Here is a 17,499-nt window from a genome sequence, read left to right on the forward strand (position 1 = left end):
AGGACAGGACCATGCAGGAACGTCTGAACTACATGAAAACCCAGCCCGAATTGATCGGCGCCGTGCTTGATCTGAAGAAGGCGGTGGACAAATCCGGGCTGGATCGCGGGCTGATCCATCTGGTGAACCTGCGTGCCTCGCAGATCAATGGCTGCAGCTATTGCGTCGACATGCACACGCGCGAGGCGCGGAGGGATGGCGAGAGCGAGCAACGCGTGCATCTTGTCTCGGCCTGGCGGGAATCTCCCCTGTTTACGGAACGGGAGCGCGCGGCCCTCGGGTGGACCGAACGCCTCACAAAGATTGCCGAAGGCCCGGTGGAGGATGAGGATTACGAAAACATGCTTGAGCATTTTTCAGAACCGGAACTGGTCCAACTCACGGTTCTGGTCGGCCTGATCAACGTCTGGAACCGGATCGCGATCCCGTTCCGCTCCGTACATCCTGTCGTTCCGGATAGCGCGCGGAACGTGGCGTAGGGAGAGTGGCCATTTCATCTGCAATCGATTGGAGTGGATGATGTTTGAAACAGTACCCACGTTCATTCCTGTTCTGGGGCGTTTGCTTCTTGGTGGAGCCTTCGTCTTCGCGGGATTGCGCAATCTTGGCAGTATGTCCTTTCTGACGGGTGCGCTGTCCGCGCGCGGGGTGCCCCTGGCTTCAATCGTGCTGATAACCGGTATAGCGATCCAGTGTGTGGCCGGGCTCTTGCTGATGATCGGTCTGTATTCCGCATTTGCGGCTTTGGGATTGATTGTATTCCTGATCGTCGCAACCCTGATCTTTCACAATTTCTGGGATTATCAGGGAGAGGAGCGGGTCGCGCACCTCAATGGTGTGATCACCAACACTGCTCTTGCCGGGAGTTTTCTGCTCGTCGTCGCGTACGGATGATCCAAGCCTTGCAAGTTTACGGAAGAGCCCGGAAACCGGTTTCGGTTTCCGGGCCTTTTCTTTAAACATCGGGGGGAGAAAGGGAGGCGGGTTTGACCGACACCGTGGACACCAAGGCGGCGCGCCGCGCTGCACATCGCTCAAGCGCGACCGGTATTCAGAAGAAGCTTGGGCATCTTGCCATGCTCGGCTTCGCAACATTGGTGGCCGGATCGTTTTCGCTAGGGTCCTTGGCTGCGCCGCATATTGGCCCGGTGGCCCTCAATGCGGCACGATTCCTGATCGGGATTGTCTTCATGGGCGTGATGGTGCGGCTTGTTCTGCGCCAGCCGCTGCCTCTCCCCAAAGCCCCATGGCGCTTTCTGGTGCTGGGCGGGCTGATGGCATTCTATTTCGTCACCATGTTCATGGCGCTTGGCATGACAAGCCCGGTGTCGACCGGGGCGGTGTTCACGTTGATGCCACTGCTCAGCGCCTTTTTCGGGTTTCTCATTCTCCGACAGGTGCCGCGCGGGCTTGTCATACCAAGTCTCGTCCTGGCGGGTCTGGGCTCGGTCTGGGTCATTTTCGACGGGAATCTGGAGGCCATGCGTCGCTTCGATCTGGGCAAGGGAGAGTTGATCTTCTTCGCCGGTGTGGTTGCGCACGCCGCCTATGCCTCATTGGTGCGGCTTTACAACCGCGGTGAACCCATCATCGCATTTACGTTCTGGACGCTTCTGGCAACCGGTTTACTGATAGCGATATATGGCGTACCGGAGATCGCTGCGACTGAATGGAGTGCATTGCCGTCGGTTACCTGGATCGCGATCTTTTATCTCGCGATTTTCACGACGGCGGGCACCTTTTTCCTGCTCCAGTTTGCCGCTCTGCGTCTGCCGGCCTCAAAAGTTCTGGCTTATAACTATCTGACGCCGACGCTGATCATTGTGTTCGAGGGGTTGCTCGGTCATGGCTGGGCCAGCCTTTCGGTGATCGCAGGCGCGGTTCTCACCATCTTCGGATTGATCATTCTGGCATTGTCGCCCGAAAGGTGAACCTATCCGACAAACCGGCGCTGGAAGGTGTCGGCGTTCCTGAGCGGCGGCAGGCCTGTCTGATCAAGCCAGCGTTCGCTGGGCTCGACAAGCCGGCGATAGATATCGTGAACCAGGCTCCTTGCCTTTTCTCCGGGCCAGTCCTTTGGCAGGAGAGCCATTGGCAGGCCGGGATCGCGCAGAACGATCCGTCGCCAGTCATGGATAAGCAGGGTTCGCGCTGCCATCGCGTCCACTGGGGTTGGAAGCGGCGTTTTAGAAAGGCTGTCAGCTAGGGGTGTATACTCGGCAACCAGTTGGCGATAGGCGCCAGCGATCTCTTCTGAAGGCCAGAGGTTTCGCAGCATTTCGGGGTGCTCGGCGCTCGAGCCGTGGATCACCAGCATCTCGCTCAAAGGAGCATCGCCGGGTGCCGTGCTGTCGGGTGGCTCTACGGTGCGTGGAAGAAGATAGATTCCATCGGCGATCTTGAGAAATCCGCCGTCCTTTAGAGTGGCATCATGCATGCCATTGCTGCCGGGTGCGGCGATAGCAACGGTCCACGAACCATCCCAGGCTGGTGGCCCGCCCGCATAGATACGACGGGTCGCAAGGTCAAAGGCGTGCCGTCCGTGCTTGTCGAGGGAGAAAAACGAGTTGCGACCGCGTCGCTCGCGCACCACCCAACCGTCGCTGGCAAGCCGTGACATGGCTGTGCGCAATGCTCCCGCTTCGATGCCAAGCCGCGCCATGACCTCTTGGAGCCCCGCTAGCGGTGCTTCGCCGCCGCGCGGCACAATGGCGTCGCCGAAGAGGGTGATCACCAAAGACCAGACACGAACACGCCCGCGCTGATGCAGACGTTCGATCAGGTCGGCAAGGGCGGATTCGGAAGGTTCTGCGGGCACATCCATTCTCTTCAAATGCCATGGCAGAACGGGGCGGGCAAGACTGTCAGTCGAGCGTGGAGACGCCGCTCACAAGCAGATGGGTCGCGAGCCTTGCATAGTCCTGCCTCGAAATTCCGCGATCCTCGCGAAACCACATGTAGAACCAGTTGAGCATACCGAAAAGGCTCATCGTGACCGGTTTCAGAAGTGGCCTGTTGTCGAAGGCCGTGGGATTAACCTGACGCACCGCTTCGGCGAAGATCGCCACCAATTGCCGCTCCAAAGCCTTCAACTGTTCCTGTTGTCGCTCGGGGAGAAGCTGAAGGCCGGAAAGTTGAACGCGGTGCTCATTGTCGGCGTCGCGATAGGCTTCGAGCAGGGCCGTGACCAGCCGTTCGAGTCGTGCACGAGGCCCGGCCTCCGGATCATCCGCCTCTTCCACCGCCTCCACCAGTTCCTGCAGATGCGTTTCGATGATATCGAAGAGCAGCGCTTCCTTGGAGGCGTAGTAGTGGTAGAGCAGCGCCTTGGAGACACCCAGTTCTGTTGCAAGCTGGTTCATTGAGGCGCGGTCGTAGCCATCACGCGCGAAAATGCGCGCGGCGCCATGCAGCATGGCGTCGCGCTTGTCGTCGTAGTCCTTGGCGCGTGTGCGGGCCATCAGTTTCCTTCGAAATCAGGATGCTTGGAAATGTCGGTTAAGATCACTGTTTTACCCGCTTGTCGATGATGCGCACGGCCTTGCCCTGGCTGCGGGCCACACTGCCGGGATCGGTCGCGTGGACGCGCACCGTCACCCCGACCACATCCTTGATGCGTTCGCCGAGCTGGCGGCAGGCGGCGAGGCGAACATCTTCACTCGCTTCGAGCGAGGCCATCTCCACATGGATGGTCATGGCGTCCATGCGGCCTTCCTGCGTGAGCTCGATCTGGAAATGGGGCGCAAGGCCCTTCACGGTCAAAATCTGTTCCTCGATCTGGGTCGGGAAGACGTTCACTCCGCGAAGGATCATCATGTCGTCCGAGCGGCCGGTGATCTTTTCCATGCGACGCATGGATCGCGCTGTTCCGGGAAGAAGCCGTGTCAGATCGCGGGTGCGGTAGCGCACGATGGGGAAGGCCTCCTTGGTGAGCGAGGTGAACACCAGTTCGCCCATTTCGCCATCCGGCAGCACTTCGCCGGTTTCCGGGTCGATGATCTCGGGATAGAAATGATCTTCCCAGATGTGCAGCCCGTCCTTCGTCTCCACGCATTCATTGGCAACGCCCGGTCCCATCACCTCCGACAGGCCGTAAATGTCGACCGCGTGCATGTCGAATGCGTCTTCGATCTCGGCCCGCATGGCATTGGTCCAGGGTTCGGCACCAAAGATTCCCACCTGCAGCGGGCTCTTGCGCGGGTCCAGCCCCTGCGCCCGGTATTCGTCCAGGATCGAGAGCATGTAGGAGGGGGTGACCATGATGGTCTGCGCCCGAAAATCCTCGATCAGCGTGACCTGGCGTGCGGTCATGCCGCCGGATGCGGGCACCACAGTGGCTCCAAGCCGTTCCGCGCCATAGTGCGCGCCAAGCCCGCCGGTGAAGAGCCCATAGCCATAAGCCACATGCACGACATCACCGGGGCGTGTGCCAGACGCGCGGATCGAGCGCGCCATGACCTCCGCCCAGGTGTCGATGTCCTTTTCCGTGTATCCCACCACGGTTGGCTTGCCGGTGGTTCCGGAAGAAGCGTGAATACGCACCACTTTCTCACGCGGCACGGCAAACATGCCGAAGGGATAGTTGTCGCGCAGATCCGTTTTTACGGTGAAGGGGAATTTCGAGAGATCGGAGAGCTCTTTCAGGTCGTCGGGGTGAACGCCGGCAGCATCGAAACTCTTCCTGTAGTGCGGCACATTCTCATAGGCGTGGTTCAACGACCATTTGAGACGTACCAGCTGCAACGCCTGGATTTCATCGCGCGAGGCGATTTCAATGGGATCCAGCTCTTCTTTTCTTGGGGTCAGGTCTTTCATGTGTCTCTCCCGAAGCTCTCAGGCCTCCTCCTCGAAATGTTTGCCGCTGATCACGCGAGAATTGCCACGGAATTCCGCGATCAGCTTGCCGTCCTGATTTTCGACCCGCACGTCATAAATCCCGGAGCGGCCGAACCGCGCAACCTCCCTCGCGACTGCTTTCAGCCGGTCGCCGAGCGCGGCGGGCGCAATGAAGGTGATGGAATTGTGCTGTGCGACAACGATCTGATTGTAGGAGTTGCAGGCAAAGGCGAAGGCCGAATCCGCCAGCGTGAAGATGTAGCCACCATGGCAAATGTCGTGCCCGTTGGTGTGGTGTTTCTCCACCGTCATGGAGAGGGTCGCGCTGCCCGGGGCCACCGCATCGAGGCTGCATCCCAGCCATTTGGACGCATCGTCGCGCGCCCACATCGCCTGCGCGCTACGCTCTGCGATCTCCTGTGGAGACAGTTGCATTTGTGACATTTAGGCTCCTCCCGAGGCCATCAATGCAATCAGACTTGCATAAACCGACCGGTCGGTCAATAATACTGTTGTGAGGAGGCGGTGGCGCCGCTTCCGGGAGGATAGCATGACGAAAACGGCACAGATCGCTGTGGCGGAAAGCCAGAAACTGGCGCAAGAGTTCGAATTGACGGCACTGCCATCGGGTTTCGTGAATGACCCATTTCCGGTCTATCATGCGCTTCTGGAGCATGCACCCTTGAAGCGCTTTTCCGATGGCTCCGTTATGCTGTCGCGCTATGCCGATCTCGATCGCGTCTACCGCGACACGAAAACCTTCTCCTCCGACAAGAAGGCGGAGTTCCGGCCGAAATTCGGCGACACACCGCTCTATGAACATCATACGACAAGCCTCGTCTTCAATGATCCGCCGCTCCACACGCGGGTGCGCAAGATCATGATGGGGGCGCTGACGCCGCGCGCGCTGGCAGCCCTTGAGCCGGGCCTGATCACGCTGGTCGATGGCCTGCTCGACCGTATGGAAGAGAAGGGCGAGGTCGATCTGATCGAGGATTTTGCCGCGGCGATTCCGGTCGAGGTGATCGGCAATCTGTTCGATATTCCCCATGAGGAACGCGAGCCGCTGCGCGACTGGTCGCTCGCCATTCTCGGGGCGCTGGAACCGGTTCTCAGCGATGAACAACTCAGATGGGGCAACACCTCCGTCACCGATTTCAAGGCCTATCTCAAGGACATCGCCGATGATCGCCGACGCAATCCCGGCGATCCGGCGACCGACGTTCTGACCCGTCTCATCAACGGCAATGATGGGGAAGAGCTCTCCGAGGTGGAGCTTTTGCAGAACTGCATCTTCATCCTCAATGCCGGTCACGAGACCACCACGAACCTGATCGGCAACGCCCTTTATGAGCTGTTGCAATGGCCCGAAGAGAAAGCGCGGCTTGAAGCGGACCCGGACCTGATCGCAACGGCTGTCGATGAGTTCTTACGCTTCCAGAGCCCCAATCAGTTTGGCAACCGCATGGCGGTGGAGCCGGTGGAGTTTTATGGCGAAACCGTGGAGCCTGGCACACCGATCCATTTGTGCATTGGTGCTGCCAACCGCGACCCACGCCAGTTCGCCGAGCCGGACCGGCTCGATGTGGGGCGCAAGCCGAACAAGCATCTGGCCTTTGCCGGCGGCCCTCATCTGTGCGCGGGCTTCTCGCTTGCGCGCATGGAAGGACGCATCGGCATTTCGCATTTTCTCAAACGTTTTCCCGATTACCGGCTGACCGGCGAACCCGAACGCACCGGACGTGTGCGCTTCCGCGGCTTTTCCCGACTGCCGGCGCGGGTGCGCTGACCAGTAAAGGAGTTTTCCATGAGCGTGATGCGGCTTGAAAGCTATGTGGCGGGGGCGTGGGTTGCGCCCTCGGGCGACCTCAAACCCCTGCGGAGTGCGGTCACCGGCGATGTCGTTGCCGAACTCGGCTCTCAAAAGCTGGATTTCGCCCGCATGGCCGATCATGCCCGCCAGGTGGGCGGGCCGGCGCTGCGCGCGATGACGTTCCACGACCGCGCCTTCGCCATCAAGGCGTTGGCGCAATATCTGAACGACCGCCGCGAAGCGCTCTACGAGCTTTCTTACGAGACCGGCGCGACCAAGCCTGACTCGATGATCGACATCGATGGCGGCATCGGCACGTTGTTCGTCTATTCGTCCAAGGCCCGGCGCGAGCTGCCGGACGATCACGTCTATGTGGATGGCGCGCTGGAGCAGCTTTCGCGCTCCGGAAACTTCGTTGGCCAGCACGTGGCGACCCCGCTTCAGGGCGTGGCCGTCCACATCAACGCTTTCAACTTCCCGGTTTGGGGCATGTTGGAGAAGCTTGCGCCGACACTGATTGCCGGCGTTCCGGCCATCGTCAAGCCGGCCTCCGCCACCGCGTGGCTTGCCGAAGCCTGTTTCCGCATGATCGTGGAATCCGACCTGTTCCCGGAAGGCGCGGTGCAGTTCATCGCCGGCTCCACCGGAGACCTGCTCGACCGCCTGACCGGTCAGGACGTGGTGTCCTTCACGGGCTCCGCCTCCACCGCATCCATGCTGCGCGCCAACCCGAAGATCATCGGCAATTCCGTGCGCTTCGTGGCCGAGCAGGATTCGCTCAACGCTTCGGTGCTCGGGCCGGATGCAGCACCTGGAACGCCTGAATTCGATGCCTTCATCAAGGAAGTGCACCGCGAGATGACCGCGAAGGCCGGCCAGAAATGCACCGCTGTGCGCCGTATTTTCGTGTCCGACGCGCACCGCGAGGCGGTCACCGACGCGCTCATTGCCCGGCTTGAGAAGACCGTGGTCGGCAATCCGCGCAGCGAAGGCGTGCGGATGGGCGCGCTCGCAAGCCTCGCCCAGCGCGACGACGTTCTTGAAAAGGCCGGCATTCTGGCCACCGAGGCCCGCCGTGTCTTTGGCGACCCGGATGCCTTTTCGGTCACCGATGCGGATGCCGGCGCGGGCGCTTTCGTGCCGCCCATGCTGTTCTCCTGCGACGATCCCGATGGCGCTCAGAAGCTGCATTCCGTCGAGGCCTTCGGCCCCGTGTCCACCATCATGCCATACCGTGATCTCGGCCATGCGCTGAAACTCGCCAATCGCGGCGAGGGGTCTCTCGTCGCTTCAGTCTTCACCCATGATCCGGCGGTGGCCCGCCAAGCGGTTCTGGAGGCAGGCGCCTTCCATGGCCGGCTCTATTTCGCCAACCGCGACACCGGCAAGGAAGCAACCGGCCACGGTTCGCCGCTGCCGCACATGGTGCATGGCGGTCCTGGCCGCGCCGGCGGCGGTGAAGAGCTTGGCGGTGTGCGTGGCGTGATGCACTACATGCAGCGCACCGCGATCCAGGCAAGCCCCGACCTTATCGCCGGCATCACCAATCGCTATGTGGCGGGCGCTTCGACCGAAGAGAAAGAGCCGCACCCCTTCCGCCTGACCTTTGGCGAATTGGAGCCGGGCCGCACACTCTGGGCCGGTCCGCGCGAGGTGACGTTGGCGGACATCGAGCATTTCGCCGAGTTCACCGGCGATACATTCTACGCGCATATGGACGAGGAGGCGGCTGCCGCCAATCCGTTCTTCCCCGGGCGTGTCGCGCACGGCTATCTGATCCTGTCCTTTGCGGCGGGCATGTTTGTCGATCCGGCACCGGGCCCGGTGCTCGCCAATTATGGTCTCGACAATCTGCGCTTTATGAAACCGGTTTCTCCTGGTGATGCGCTCAAGGTGCGCCTTACGGTCAAGCAGAAGACGCGCCGCAAGGACGAATATGGCGAAGTGCGCTGGGATGTCGGCGTTTACAATCAGGAAGGCGAACAGGTTGCCGCCTATGAACTCCTGACGATGAACGCCATGGAGTGACAGTTCAAAACCGCTTCACGTTCCTCCGGCCTGATCTTTTTCGGTTTCGCGCTAGAAGGGCAGGCCCACATAATTTTCGGCCAGCATGGTAAGCGCGGCACGCGACTGGAACAGATAATCGAGCTCCGCATGCTGGATCCGCTGGCCGAACGTGCCCTGGTCGGGAAACCGATGCAGGGTGCTCGTCATCCACCAGGAAAAACGCTCGGCCTTCCACACACGCGCAAGTGCCTTGTTTGAGTAATCGTCCAACCCGGCGGAGGACCGCTCGATATAGAATTCCCGAAAGGCATCAAAGAGATAGCGCACGTCGCTCGCAGCGAGATTCAAGCCCTTCGCGCCGGTGGGGGGCACGATGTGAGCGGCGTCGCCAGCCAGAAACAGACGGCCAAAGCGCATCGGTTCCGCCACGAAGGACCGCAGAGGCGCGATGGATTTTTCGATCGAGGGCCCGGTGATCATCGCCTCGGCAGTGGCTGTCGGCAGCCGTTTGCGGATCTCCTCCCAGAAGCGGTCGTCGGACCAGTCCTCGACGTGCTCATCCGCCGCCACCTGAACGTAGTATCGGCTGCGGGTCGTTGAACGCATGGAGCACAAGGCGAAACCGCGTGGATGGTTTGCATAGATCAGCTCGTCGCCCACCGGAGGCACTTCGGCGATGATGCCAAGCCATCCAAACGGATAGATGCGTTCGAAGGTTTCGATGGCGTCTTGCCGGATGGATTTGCGGGAAATTCCGTGGAAACCATCACAGCCGGCGATGAAGTCGCAATCGATGCGATGGAGCTTCCCGTCCTTTTCATAGGTCACATAGGGGTGGGCGCCCTCAAAATCGTGCGGCTGAACCTTTCCGGCCTCGTAGACGGTGATGGCGCCTGCGGAGCCTCGACCGTCCATCAGGTCCTGTGTGACCTCTGTCTGGCCATAAACAAGAACGCGTTTGCCGCCCGTCAGGGCATGGAGATCAACCCGGTGACGGCGGTTGTCGAATGCCAGATCGAACCCGTCATGGGGCAGGCCTTCGCGGCGCATGCGCGTGCCCACACCGGCTTCATCGAGCAGTGCGGCGGTGCCTTCCTCAAGCACGCCTGCGCGGATTCGCGAGAGCACATGTGCCTTCGACGCCCGCTCGAGAATGACATTGTCGATGCCGGCATTGGTAAGAAGCTGTCCAAGCAGCAGGCCTGCCGGGCCAGACCCTATTATGACGACTTGTGTTCGCACGCTTCGTCCTTCCTCCCTTGGTGAGGGGAAGACTGAAAGACGCAACGCTGTCGGACAATGGACATTTGTCGCAAACGATTGCACTTTTCGATCATACTTGAAGAGAAGCGCGATGCGGACCAGAGTTCCAAACTACCGACTTTATCAAGAAGAATCAGGCGAATCCTCTGATTTTTGGCTCCACTGTGAAACGCTCTCTGCTCGCAGTGCACTGCACAATTGGGAAATTTCGGTGCATCGGCACAACGCGCTTTTTCAGCTGTTCTGGATGACCGCAGGAGAGGGAAAGCTGATCGGTGAGGATATGGCGGGGGGCGTGTTTTCCGCTCCTTGCGCCATTTTTATTCCCCCGGGGGCGGCGCATGGGTTTCACTTTGCTCGAGGTTCCGAAGGCGTCGTTGCGACGGTTCTCGCAGACCGGCTGGCTTTGCCGCGTGCGTCAGACAGGGCGTTTTCGACCTACTTCACTCAGTCGCGCATTGTGCCCATGGGGAATGACACGGCCGGTGAAGGGACGCATCTGGAGCGCCTTTTCTTTCAGTTGCTTGAAGAACATGGCAAAGCTTCCGTTCTGGGCCGTGATCTGTTGCTGGACATGCATGTTACCGAAATTCTGCTGCGGCTGGCGCGCGCTGGTGTGCGAGCATCCTCGTCGGAGCCGCAGGGCAGGTCAGACAGCGACAGCCGGCGGCTCTTGGCACTGGAGACACTGATCGCAACGCATTTTCGCGAGCATCGTCCCGTTGCCTTCTACGCTGAGAAAATCGGTGTATCGGTCGCGCAGCTGAACCGGATCGCACGACGGGAGGCGGGTGCGAGCGTCTCGCGGTTGCTCGCACGCCGTCTGATTGACGCGGCGCGCCGTGATCTTGTCTTCACGCCCACACCTGTTCAGGCGATAGCCTATTCGCTGGGCTTTCAGGATCCAGCCTATTTCAACCGCTTTTTCCGGCGTCAGACCGGCACCACGCCGAGCGTCTATCGGGAGACGCAACGGCGCAGGCTGGCGTCGTGATACCGGTAATCACATAGCTTTCTTGGTCACCTCGTGGGTGAAAGCGCCTTCCGGCTGCTTGGTGATCACCGGATCGGATCCGCCCTGCAGCAATGTCTCCACCGTCTGCTGATAGGCGGCCTCATCCAGTGTGGCATCTTCACCCAAAAGCTTGGCAATTTCGCCCATCATACGCGTCTGGTGCTTTTCGGTCTGCGCACCGGTTTCGTCATTATCGAGCACGATCATAGCCGCTTCTTCCGGGTTGTCCTTTGCCCACATCCAGCCCTTCATCGAAGCCCTTACAAAACGCGCCATCCTGTCCACGAATTCGGGGTCCTCAAGCTTTTCCTCCAATACGTAGAGCCCGTCTTCCAGCGTCGCCACGCCTTCGTCGGTGTAGTTGAAGACCACGATATCGTCTTCGGTCAGACCGGCATCAATCACCTGCCAATATTCATTGTAGGTCATAGCGGTGATGCAGTCGGCCTGTTTCTGCAAAAGCGGGTCGACATTGAATCCGATCTTCTGGATCGTCACTCCGTCTTCCGAACCGTCTCGCGGCAGGCCAAGTTTCGACAGCCAGTTGTATAGCGGATACTCATTGCCGAAGAACCAGGTGCCCAGCGTCTTGCCCTTGAAGTCTTCCGGTTTCTCGATGCCGGTTTCCTTGCGGCAGACCATGGTAAGGCCGGACCTGGCGAAGGGCTGGGCGATGTTGACCACCGGGGCGCCCTTTTCCCGTGCGGCAAGCGCGGAGGGGAGCCAGTCCACCATAACATCGGCGCCGCCACCCACGAGGACCTGAACCGGGGCAGCATCGGGGCCTCCCGGCTTGATCTCAACGTTCAGATCTTCTTCTTCGTAGAAGCCCTTGTCCTTGGCCACGTAATATCCGGCAAACTGTGCCTGCGTCACCCATTTGAGCTGCAAGGTCACATCGTCTGCGGCGATTGCCTGTGAGGCGGTGAGCATCAGTACGCCGGACAATAGTCCTTTCACTGCGTGTTTCATCTTCGCTTCCCTCTTTGATTGGGCCGCCGTTCTCCACGCGGCCGGTTATCCACTCCTCATGGATGGATGCCAGAAGGTGACAGCGCGCTCCAGAAGCGCCACCGCACCATAGAAAAGTGAGCCTGCCAGAGCCGCCATCGCGATCTCTGCCCACACCATATCGATGTTCATGCGCCCCACCTCGGTGGAAATGCGGAACCCCATGCCCACGATCGGCGTGCCGAAAAATTCGGCGACGATGGCCCCGATCAGCGCCAGCGTGGAGTTGATTTTCAGTGCATTGAAGATGAAGGGGGCTGCCGCCGGCAGGCGCAGCTTGAAAAGCGTCTGCCAGTAGGACGAGGCATAGGTGCGCATCAGATCGCGGTCGATGGCGGAGGAGGCTGAAAGCCCCTCGACCGTGTTCACCAGCATGGGAAAGAAGGTCATGATGATGACGACAGCGGCCTTGGAGGGCCAGTCGAAGCCGAACCACATGACCATGATCGGCGCGACGCCGATGATCGGCAGGGCGGAGACGAAGTTTCCAAGCGGCATCAGGCCGCGCTGCAGGAAGGGCGAGCGGTCGATGGCGATGGCGGTCAGGAAGCCGGCGCCGCAGCCGATGGCGTAGCCGATCAGAACCGCCTTCAGGAAGGTTTGCTGGAAATCGGCCCAGAGTGTCGGCAGGGAGGATGTGATACGGGTCCAGATGGCGCTGGGTGGCGTGAGGAGCACGGGCGAAATGTCGAAACCGCGCACCACGCCCTCCCACACCACTAGAAGCGTGATACCGAAGATCGCCGGGATGAGCAGGCCAAGCGCACGTCTGGCGGATGCCGAGTGCGGGTTCAGCCTGGCGAGCCACTCGTTCAGCGCCCATGCGGCGGCCCAGAAAAGAAGCGCTCCGGTCAAGGCCCAGTTCATGGCTTTGCTCCCAACCGGGCCATCACCACTCGCTGGCCGATGCCTACAAGCCCCACCAGAAGGGCCGCGAGTGCGGCAGCCATGAAGAGGGCCGACCATATCTGCACCGTCTGGCCGTAATAGGAGCCGGCCAGAAGCCGCGCGCCGAGGCCCGAAACCGCTCCTGTCGGCAGTTCGCCGACAATCGCACCCACGAGGCTTATCGCCACCGCCACCTTCATGGAGGTGAAGAGATAGGGGAGGGCGGCCGGCCAGCGCAGTTTCCAGAAGGTCTGAGTGCCGCTGGCATTGTAGGTGCGCATCAGGTCGAGCTGGAATGCTTCTGGGCTGCGGAAGCCCTTCACCATGCCCACGACAACGGGAAAGAAGGAGAGATAGGTGGAAATCAGCGCCTTGGGCAGAAGGCCCGAGAGGCCGATGGCGTTCAGCACCACGATGATCATCGGTGCGACCGCCAGGATCGGGATCGTCTGACTGGCGATCACCCACGGCATGACGGACTTGTCCATCGCCCTATTGTGCACGATGCCAACGGCAAGCAGCACGCCGAGCGCGGTGCCGATCACGAAACCTAGCAGGGTGGAGGAGAGGGTGATCCAGGCGTGATAGAACAGGTTTCGCTTGGATGTGAGCCGGGTTCCGACCGTGGTTTTCCAGATTTCCGCCACCACCTGATGCGGCGAGGGCAGAACGGGACGCTCCTGCGCCATCGTATCACGCACGAGATCGGTGGCTGTCCATTCCGTCCCCGCCCGCTCATAGGCGTCGATCTGCCATGGGGCGTTGAGATAGACGGTGAAGGCGTACCAGATGAGGATTATGACGCCGAGCACGATGAGGATAGGCAGGGCTTTACCTTCCACCGCGCGACGGAAGACGGGCGTTGTGGTGCGGGTTGGGGCTGTGTCCGCCGCCGCCGTCATGGTGTCACCTGCTGGGCGGGGTGCTGCCCCTCATCCGCCTGCCGGCACCTTCTCCCCGCACGCGGGGAGAAGGACGACGCGGCGACGTCTATGCCTCCTTCTCCCCGCCTGCGGGGAGAAGGTGAGGATGAGGGGCGGGCGCAAACGGCAATCAGTGGCTCAGTCATCGCCATGCCCCGCACGCAGACCCTCGCGCACCCGGTGTGCGATTTCCAGAAACTCCGGCGTTTCGCGGATGTCGAGCGGTCGTTCCCTTGGCAACGGGGAATCGATCACGTCCGTCACGCGGCCGGGCCGTGGCGACATGACGATGATGCGCGTCGAAAGATAAACCGCCTCCGGTATCGAGTGGGTCACGAAGCCGATTGTCTTGCCGGTGCGGGCCCACAGGTCTAGCAACTGTTCGTTCAGGTGGTCGCGCACGATTTCGTCGAGCGCGCCGAACGGCTCGTCCATCAGAAGGAGATCGGCGTCGAAGGCGAGCGCACGGGCAATCGATGCGCGTTGCTGCATGCCGCCGGAAAGCTGCCAGGGAAACTTCTTCTCAAAACCCGCCAGGTTCACCAGATCGAGCGTGCGGTGCACGCGCTCTTTCTGCTCTGCCTTCGAATAGCCCATGATCTCCAGCGGCAGGGCGACATTCTGCTCGATGGTGCGCCAGGGAAAGAGCCCCGCCGCCTGAAACACATAGCCATAGGCCCGCTTGCGGCGCGCCTCTTCCGGCGTCATTCCGTTGACGAGAATTTCGCCGGCGGTCGGCTGCTCCAGATCGGCAATCACACGCAGAAACGTGGTCTTGCCGCAGCCCGATGGGCCGATGAAGGAGACGAACTCACCCTTGTTGATGGTCAGATCCACATCGGCGAGCGCACGCACCGGCCCGTCATTGGTTTCGAAGGTGAGGCCGAGCCCCTTCGCTTCCACGACGGGCTGGCTGGTTTGAGGGGAGGACGCTTCCTGGCGGATTGCTGGGTTGGCGTTCAATGGATGTGCCTCCTTATACGCCGCTCGCCGGAATGCCCGTCCGCTCCACCTTGCGCGGCGCGGTCACCTGCTTCCATTGCGAAAGCGCCCGGTTCACCGCCATGTGCGGTTTGCGTCCCACGAATCTTCCGTGGCCCGGCTTCGGCTTCACCGCGCCATCCTCGACCACGATCTCGCCGCGGGACAGAACGGTCTTTGGAAGGCCCTTCACCTCAATACCCTCGAACACATTGTAATCGATGGCCGATTGCTGGCTTTTGGCGGAAATCGTCTTCGTGGCTTCCGGGTCCCAGATCACGATGTCCGCATCGGCGCCCTCAACGATCGCACCCTTTTGCGGATACATGTTCAGGATTTTTGCAATATTGGTGGAGGTGACGGCGACGAATTCGTTCATGGTCAGCCGCCCTGTATTGACCCCATAGGTCCACAGAACGGGCATGCGGTCCTCAAGTCCGCCGGTTCCATTGGGGATCTTTGTGAAGTCCCCCACGCCGTAGCGCTTCTGCTCCGTCGTGAAGGCGCAATGGTCTGTCGCCACCACCTGCAACGAGCCGGCCTGCAGCCCTGCCCACAGCGAATCCTGGTGCTGCTTGTTGCGGAAGGGCGGGCTCATCACGCGGCGTGCGGCATGGTCCCAGTCGGCATTGGCATATTCGCTTTCATCCAACACCAGGTGCTGGATCAGCGGTTCGCCGTAAACGCGCATGCCCTTCTGCCGCGCGCGGCGGATCGCCTCGTGGCTCTGCTCGCACGATGTATGCACCACATAAAGCGGTGTGCCCGCCATGTCGGCGATCATGATGGCGCGGTTGGTGGCCTCGCCCTCCACCTCGGGCGGGCGCGAATAGGCGTGCGCCTCCGGCCCATTGTTGCCTTCCTCCAGAAGCTTTGCCTGAAGCTGAGCGACCACATCGCCATTTTCGGCATGGACGAGGGGCAGGGCGCCCAGTTCCGCACAGCGCTGGAACGACGAATACATCTCGTCATCGTCCACCATCAGCGCGCCCTTGTAGGCCATGAAATGCTTGAAGGAGGTGATGCCCTTTTCCACCACCTCAGGCATCTCGTTGAAGACCTGCTCGCCCCACCAGGTGATCGCCATGTGAAAGGAATAGTCGCAGGTCGCCCGGGTCGACTTATTGTCCCACATTTGGATGGCCTCCAGCAGGGATTGACCGGGCGAGGGCAGGCAGAAATCCACCACCATCGTCGTGCCGCCCGAGACGGCAGCGCGGGTGCCGCTTTCGAAATCGTCGCTCGAATAGGTGCCCATGAAGGGCATTTCCAGATGGGTGTGCGGGTCGATCCCGCCCGGCATCACATAGCAGCCGGTGGCGTCGATCTCATGATCGCCATGAAGATCGTGGCCGATCGCCACGATCTTGTCGTGCTGTACGAGAATGTCGGCCTTCCACGTCCGGTCGGCCGTGACGATGGTTCCGTTTCTGATGACCTTGGACATGAGTTTCCCCTCTTATTGTGTTGTCCTCGGCGGATTTGGGGGATCGTCAGATCATTCGACGATCTCCGCCGTTTCCACCACGGCATGGAAAAGAACGTCCGCACCCGCTTGCGCCCACTCCTTCGTGATCTCTTCCGCCTCATTGTGCGAAAGCCCGTCGACGCAGGGGCACATCACCATGGCGGTCGGCGCCACCTGATTGATCCAGCAGGCGTCGTGGCCGGCGCCCGAAACGATGTCGCGATGCGAATAGCCAAGCCGTTCGGCGGCGTCGCGGATCGCCTTCACGCAGCCTTCGTCGAAGGTGACCGGGGCGAAATGGCCGACCGGCTCGATCTCGAATTTGATGTCGAGCGCGTCGCAGATCGTCTCGATGCCCGCCTCGATCTTCGCGCGCATTTTGTTCAGCGTCTTCTCGTCAGGCGAGCGGATGTCGACGGTGAACACCGTCTTGCCCGGAATGACGTTGCGGGAATTGGGGTAGACCTCCACATGGCCGATGGCGCCCACGGCGTTTGGCTGGTGGTCCATCGCCACTTCATGCACCAGCTCCGTCACCCGCGCCATGCCGAGCCCGGCATTGCGGCGCTTGGGCATCGGTGTCGAGCCGGTGTGGCTCTCCTTGCCGGTCAGCGTTACCTGCAGCCACCACAGGCCCTGCCCATGGGTGACGACGCCGATGTCGACGAGCTCGTCCTCAAGGATCGGTCCCTGCTCGATGTGCAATTCGAAGAAGGCCTTCATCTTGCGCTGGCCGACGGGCTCGTCGCCCTTCCAGCCGATGCGCTCCAGCTCGTCGCCGAAGCGCTTGCCTTCCGCGTCCGTGCGGTCATAGGCCCAGTCGCGCTCATGGACGCCCGCAAACACGCCCGACGCCAGCATGGCAGGCGCAAAGCGCGTGCCTTCCTCATTGGTCCAGTTGGTCACCACGATGGGGTGCTTGGTCTTGATGCCCAGATCGTTCATCGAGCGGATGATTTCGAGCCCGCCCAGAACGCCGAGCACGCCGTCATATTTGCCGCCTGTCGGCTGGGTGTCGAGGTGGGAGCCCACATAGACGGGCAGGGCGTCTGGGTCGGTGCCTGCGCGCGTTGCGAACATGGTGCCCATTTCGTCCACGCCCATTTCGAGCCCGGCTTCCTCGCACCATTTCTGAAAGAGTTTTCGGCCTTCGCTGTCTTCGTCGGTCAGTGTCTGGCGGTTGTTGCCGCCGGCCACACCGGGCCCGATCTTCGCCATCTCCATGAGTGAATCCCAGAGGCGGTCGGCGTTGATCTTCATGTTCTCGCCCGGTGCGGCCATGTTGTGTTGT

The 17,499-nt window shown here is 61.0% G+C and carries 17 protein-coding genes; 6 read left to right on the forward strand and 11 right to left on the reverse strand.

The features are described 5' to 3' along the window. Positions 1-11: 11 nt before the first annotated feature. The 3 genes from H7H48_RS09505 to H7H48_RS09515 all read left to right on the forward strand — a co-directional run bounded on the left by H7H48_RS09505 (position 12) and on the right by H7H48_RS09515 (position 1,931). On the forward strand, positions 12-479 hold the full coding sequence (locus tag H7H48_RS09505) for a carboxymuconolactone decarboxylase family protein (RefSeq protein ID WP_229448816.1): 468 nt from the start codon (positions 12-14) through the stop codon (positions 477-479). A 40-nt stretch (positions 480-519) separates the two neighbouring features. After that, on the forward strand, positions 520-894 hold the full coding sequence (locus H7H48_RS09510; RefSeq protein ID WP_229448817.1) for a DoxX family protein: 375 nt from the start codon (positions 520-522) through the stop codon (positions 892-894). Positions 895-986: 92 nt separating this feature from the next. Further along, positions 987-1,931: a DMT family transporter gene (locus tag H7H48_RS09515; RefSeq protein WP_229448820.1), complete on the forward strand. Its 945-nt coding sequence runs from the start codon at positions 987-989 to the stop codon at positions 1,929-1,931. 2 nt (positions 1,932-1,933) lie between these two features. Here H7H48_RS09515 and H7H48_RS09520 read toward each other — a convergent pair whose 3' ends face one another. Genes H7H48_RS09520 through paaI form a run of 4 tightly spaced genes read right to left on the reverse strand, consistent with a single transcriptional unit; the run spans position 1,934 to position 5,271 of the window. After that, complete coding sequence (locus H7H48_RS09520; protein ID WP_229448821.1) at positions 1,934-2,824, reverse strand: PaaX family transcriptional regulator C-terminal domain-containing protein; 891 nt, start codon at positions 2,822-2,824, stop codon at positions 1,934-1,936. 40 nt (positions 2,825-2,864) lie between these two features. Next, complete coding sequence (locus H7H48_RS09525; RefSeq protein WP_229448822.1) at positions 2,865-3,461, reverse strand: TetR/AcrR family transcriptional regulator; 597 nt, start codon at positions 3,459-3,461, stop codon at positions 2,865-2,867. A gap of 43 nt (positions 3,462-3,504) precedes the next feature. Beyond that, a complete protein-coding gene (gene paaK / locus H7H48_RS09530; RefSeq protein WP_229448823.1) occupies positions 3,505-4,815 on the reverse strand; it encodes a phenylacetate--CoA ligase PaaK in 1,311 nt (436 codons plus the stop codon). Between the two features lie 18 nt (positions 4,816-4,833). After that, positions 4,834-5,271, reverse strand: a complete 438-nt coding sequence (gene paaI / locus H7H48_RS09535) for a hydroxyphenylacetyl-CoA thioesterase PaaI (RefSeq protein WP_223022407.1) — start codon at positions 5,269-5,271, stop codon at positions 4,834-4,836. Between the two features lie 115 nt (positions 5,272-5,386). Between paaI and H7H48_RS09540 the strand changes: the two genes are divergently transcribed. Together H7H48_RS09540 and paaZ are read left to right on the forward strand one after the other, a co-directional pair. Then, positions 5,387-6,625, forward strand: a complete 1,239-nt coding sequence (locus H7H48_RS09540) for a cytochrome P450 (RefSeq protein WP_229448824.1) — start codon at positions 5,387-5,389, stop codon at positions 6,623-6,625. An 18-nt stretch (positions 6,626-6,643) separates the two neighbouring features. Continuing rightward, the gene (gene paaZ, locus H7H48_RS09545; RefSeq protein WP_229448825.1) at positions 6,644-8,677 is read left to right on the forward strand and encodes a phenylacetic acid degradation bifunctional protein PaaZ; all 2,034 of its coding nucleotides are present in this window, start codon (positions 6,644-6,646) and stop codon (positions 8,675-8,677) included. A gap of 51 nt (positions 8,678-8,728) precedes the next feature. Here paaZ and pobA read toward each other — a convergent pair whose 3' ends face one another. Continuing rightward, on the reverse strand, positions 8,729-9,901 hold the full coding sequence (pobA, locus tag H7H48_RS09550) for a 4-hydroxybenzoate 3-monooxygenase (RefSeq protein WP_229448826.1): 1,173 nt from the start codon (positions 9,899-9,901) through the stop codon (positions 8,729-8,731). A gap of 232 nt (positions 9,902-10,133) precedes the next feature. Here pobA and H7H48_RS09555 point away from each other — a divergent pair, with 232 nt between their 5' ends. Next, the gene (locus H7H48_RS09555; protein WP_229448827.1) at positions 10,134-10,916 is read left to right on the forward strand and encodes a helix-turn-helix domain-containing protein; all 783 of its coding nucleotides are present in this window, start codon (positions 10,134-10,136) and stop codon (positions 10,914-10,916) included. Positions 10,917-10,925: 9 nt separating this feature from the next. Here the strand turns inward: H7H48_RS09555 and H7H48_RS09560 are convergent, their stop codons facing one another. The 6 genes from H7H48_RS09560 to H7H48_RS09585 all read right to left on the reverse strand — a co-directional run bounded on the left by H7H48_RS09560 (position 10,926) and on the right by H7H48_RS09585 (position 17,489). Beyond that, positions 10,926-11,909, reverse strand: a complete 984-nt coding sequence (locus H7H48_RS09560) for an ABC transporter substrate-binding protein (protein ID WP_229448828.1) — start codon at positions 11,907-11,909, stop codon at positions 10,926-10,928. A 45-nt stretch (positions 11,910-11,954) separates the two neighbouring features. Further along, positions 11,955-12,815 carry an ABC transporter permease gene (locus H7H48_RS09565; RefSeq protein WP_229448829.1) on the reverse strand — a complete coding sequence of 287 codons (861 nt, stop codon included), beginning with the start codon at positions 12,813-12,815 and terminating at the stop codon, positions 11,955-11,957. Further along, a complete protein-coding gene (locus tag H7H48_RS09570; RefSeq protein ID WP_229448830.1) occupies positions 12,812-13,738 on the reverse strand; it encodes an ABC transporter permease in 927 nt (308 codons plus the stop codon). Before H7H48_RS09570 ends, H7H48_RS09565 begins: the two co-directional genes overlap by 4 nt. Positions 13,739-13,897: 159 nt before the next feature. Next, positions 13,898-14,722 carry an ABC transporter ATP-binding protein gene (locus H7H48_RS09575; RefSeq protein ID WP_229448831.1) on the reverse strand — a complete coding sequence of 275 codons (825 nt, stop codon included), beginning with the start codon at positions 14,720-14,722 and terminating at the stop codon, positions 13,898-13,900. A gap of 13 nt (positions 14,723-14,735) precedes the next feature. Beyond that, positions 14,736-16,187: a dihydropyrimidinase gene (hydA, locus tag H7H48_RS09580; protein WP_065814914.1), complete on the reverse strand. Its 1,452-nt coding sequence runs from the start codon at positions 16,185-16,187 to the stop codon at positions 14,736-14,738. A 51-nt stretch (positions 16,188-16,238) separates the two neighbouring features. Further along, positions 16,239-17,489 (reverse strand): Zn-dependent hydrolase, encoded by a 1,251-nt coding sequence (locus H7H48_RS09585; protein WP_229448832.1) that lies wholly within the window; start codon positions 17,487-17,489, stop codon positions 16,239-16,241. Between the last annotated feature and the right edge of the window lie 10 nt (positions 17,490-17,499).

It is taken from the genome of Nitratireductor sp. B36 (assembly GCF_020833685.1).
In the GTDB taxonomy this organism is placed as follows: Bacteria; Pseudomonadota; Alphaproteobacteria; order Rhizobiales; family Rhizobiaceae; genus Nitratireductor.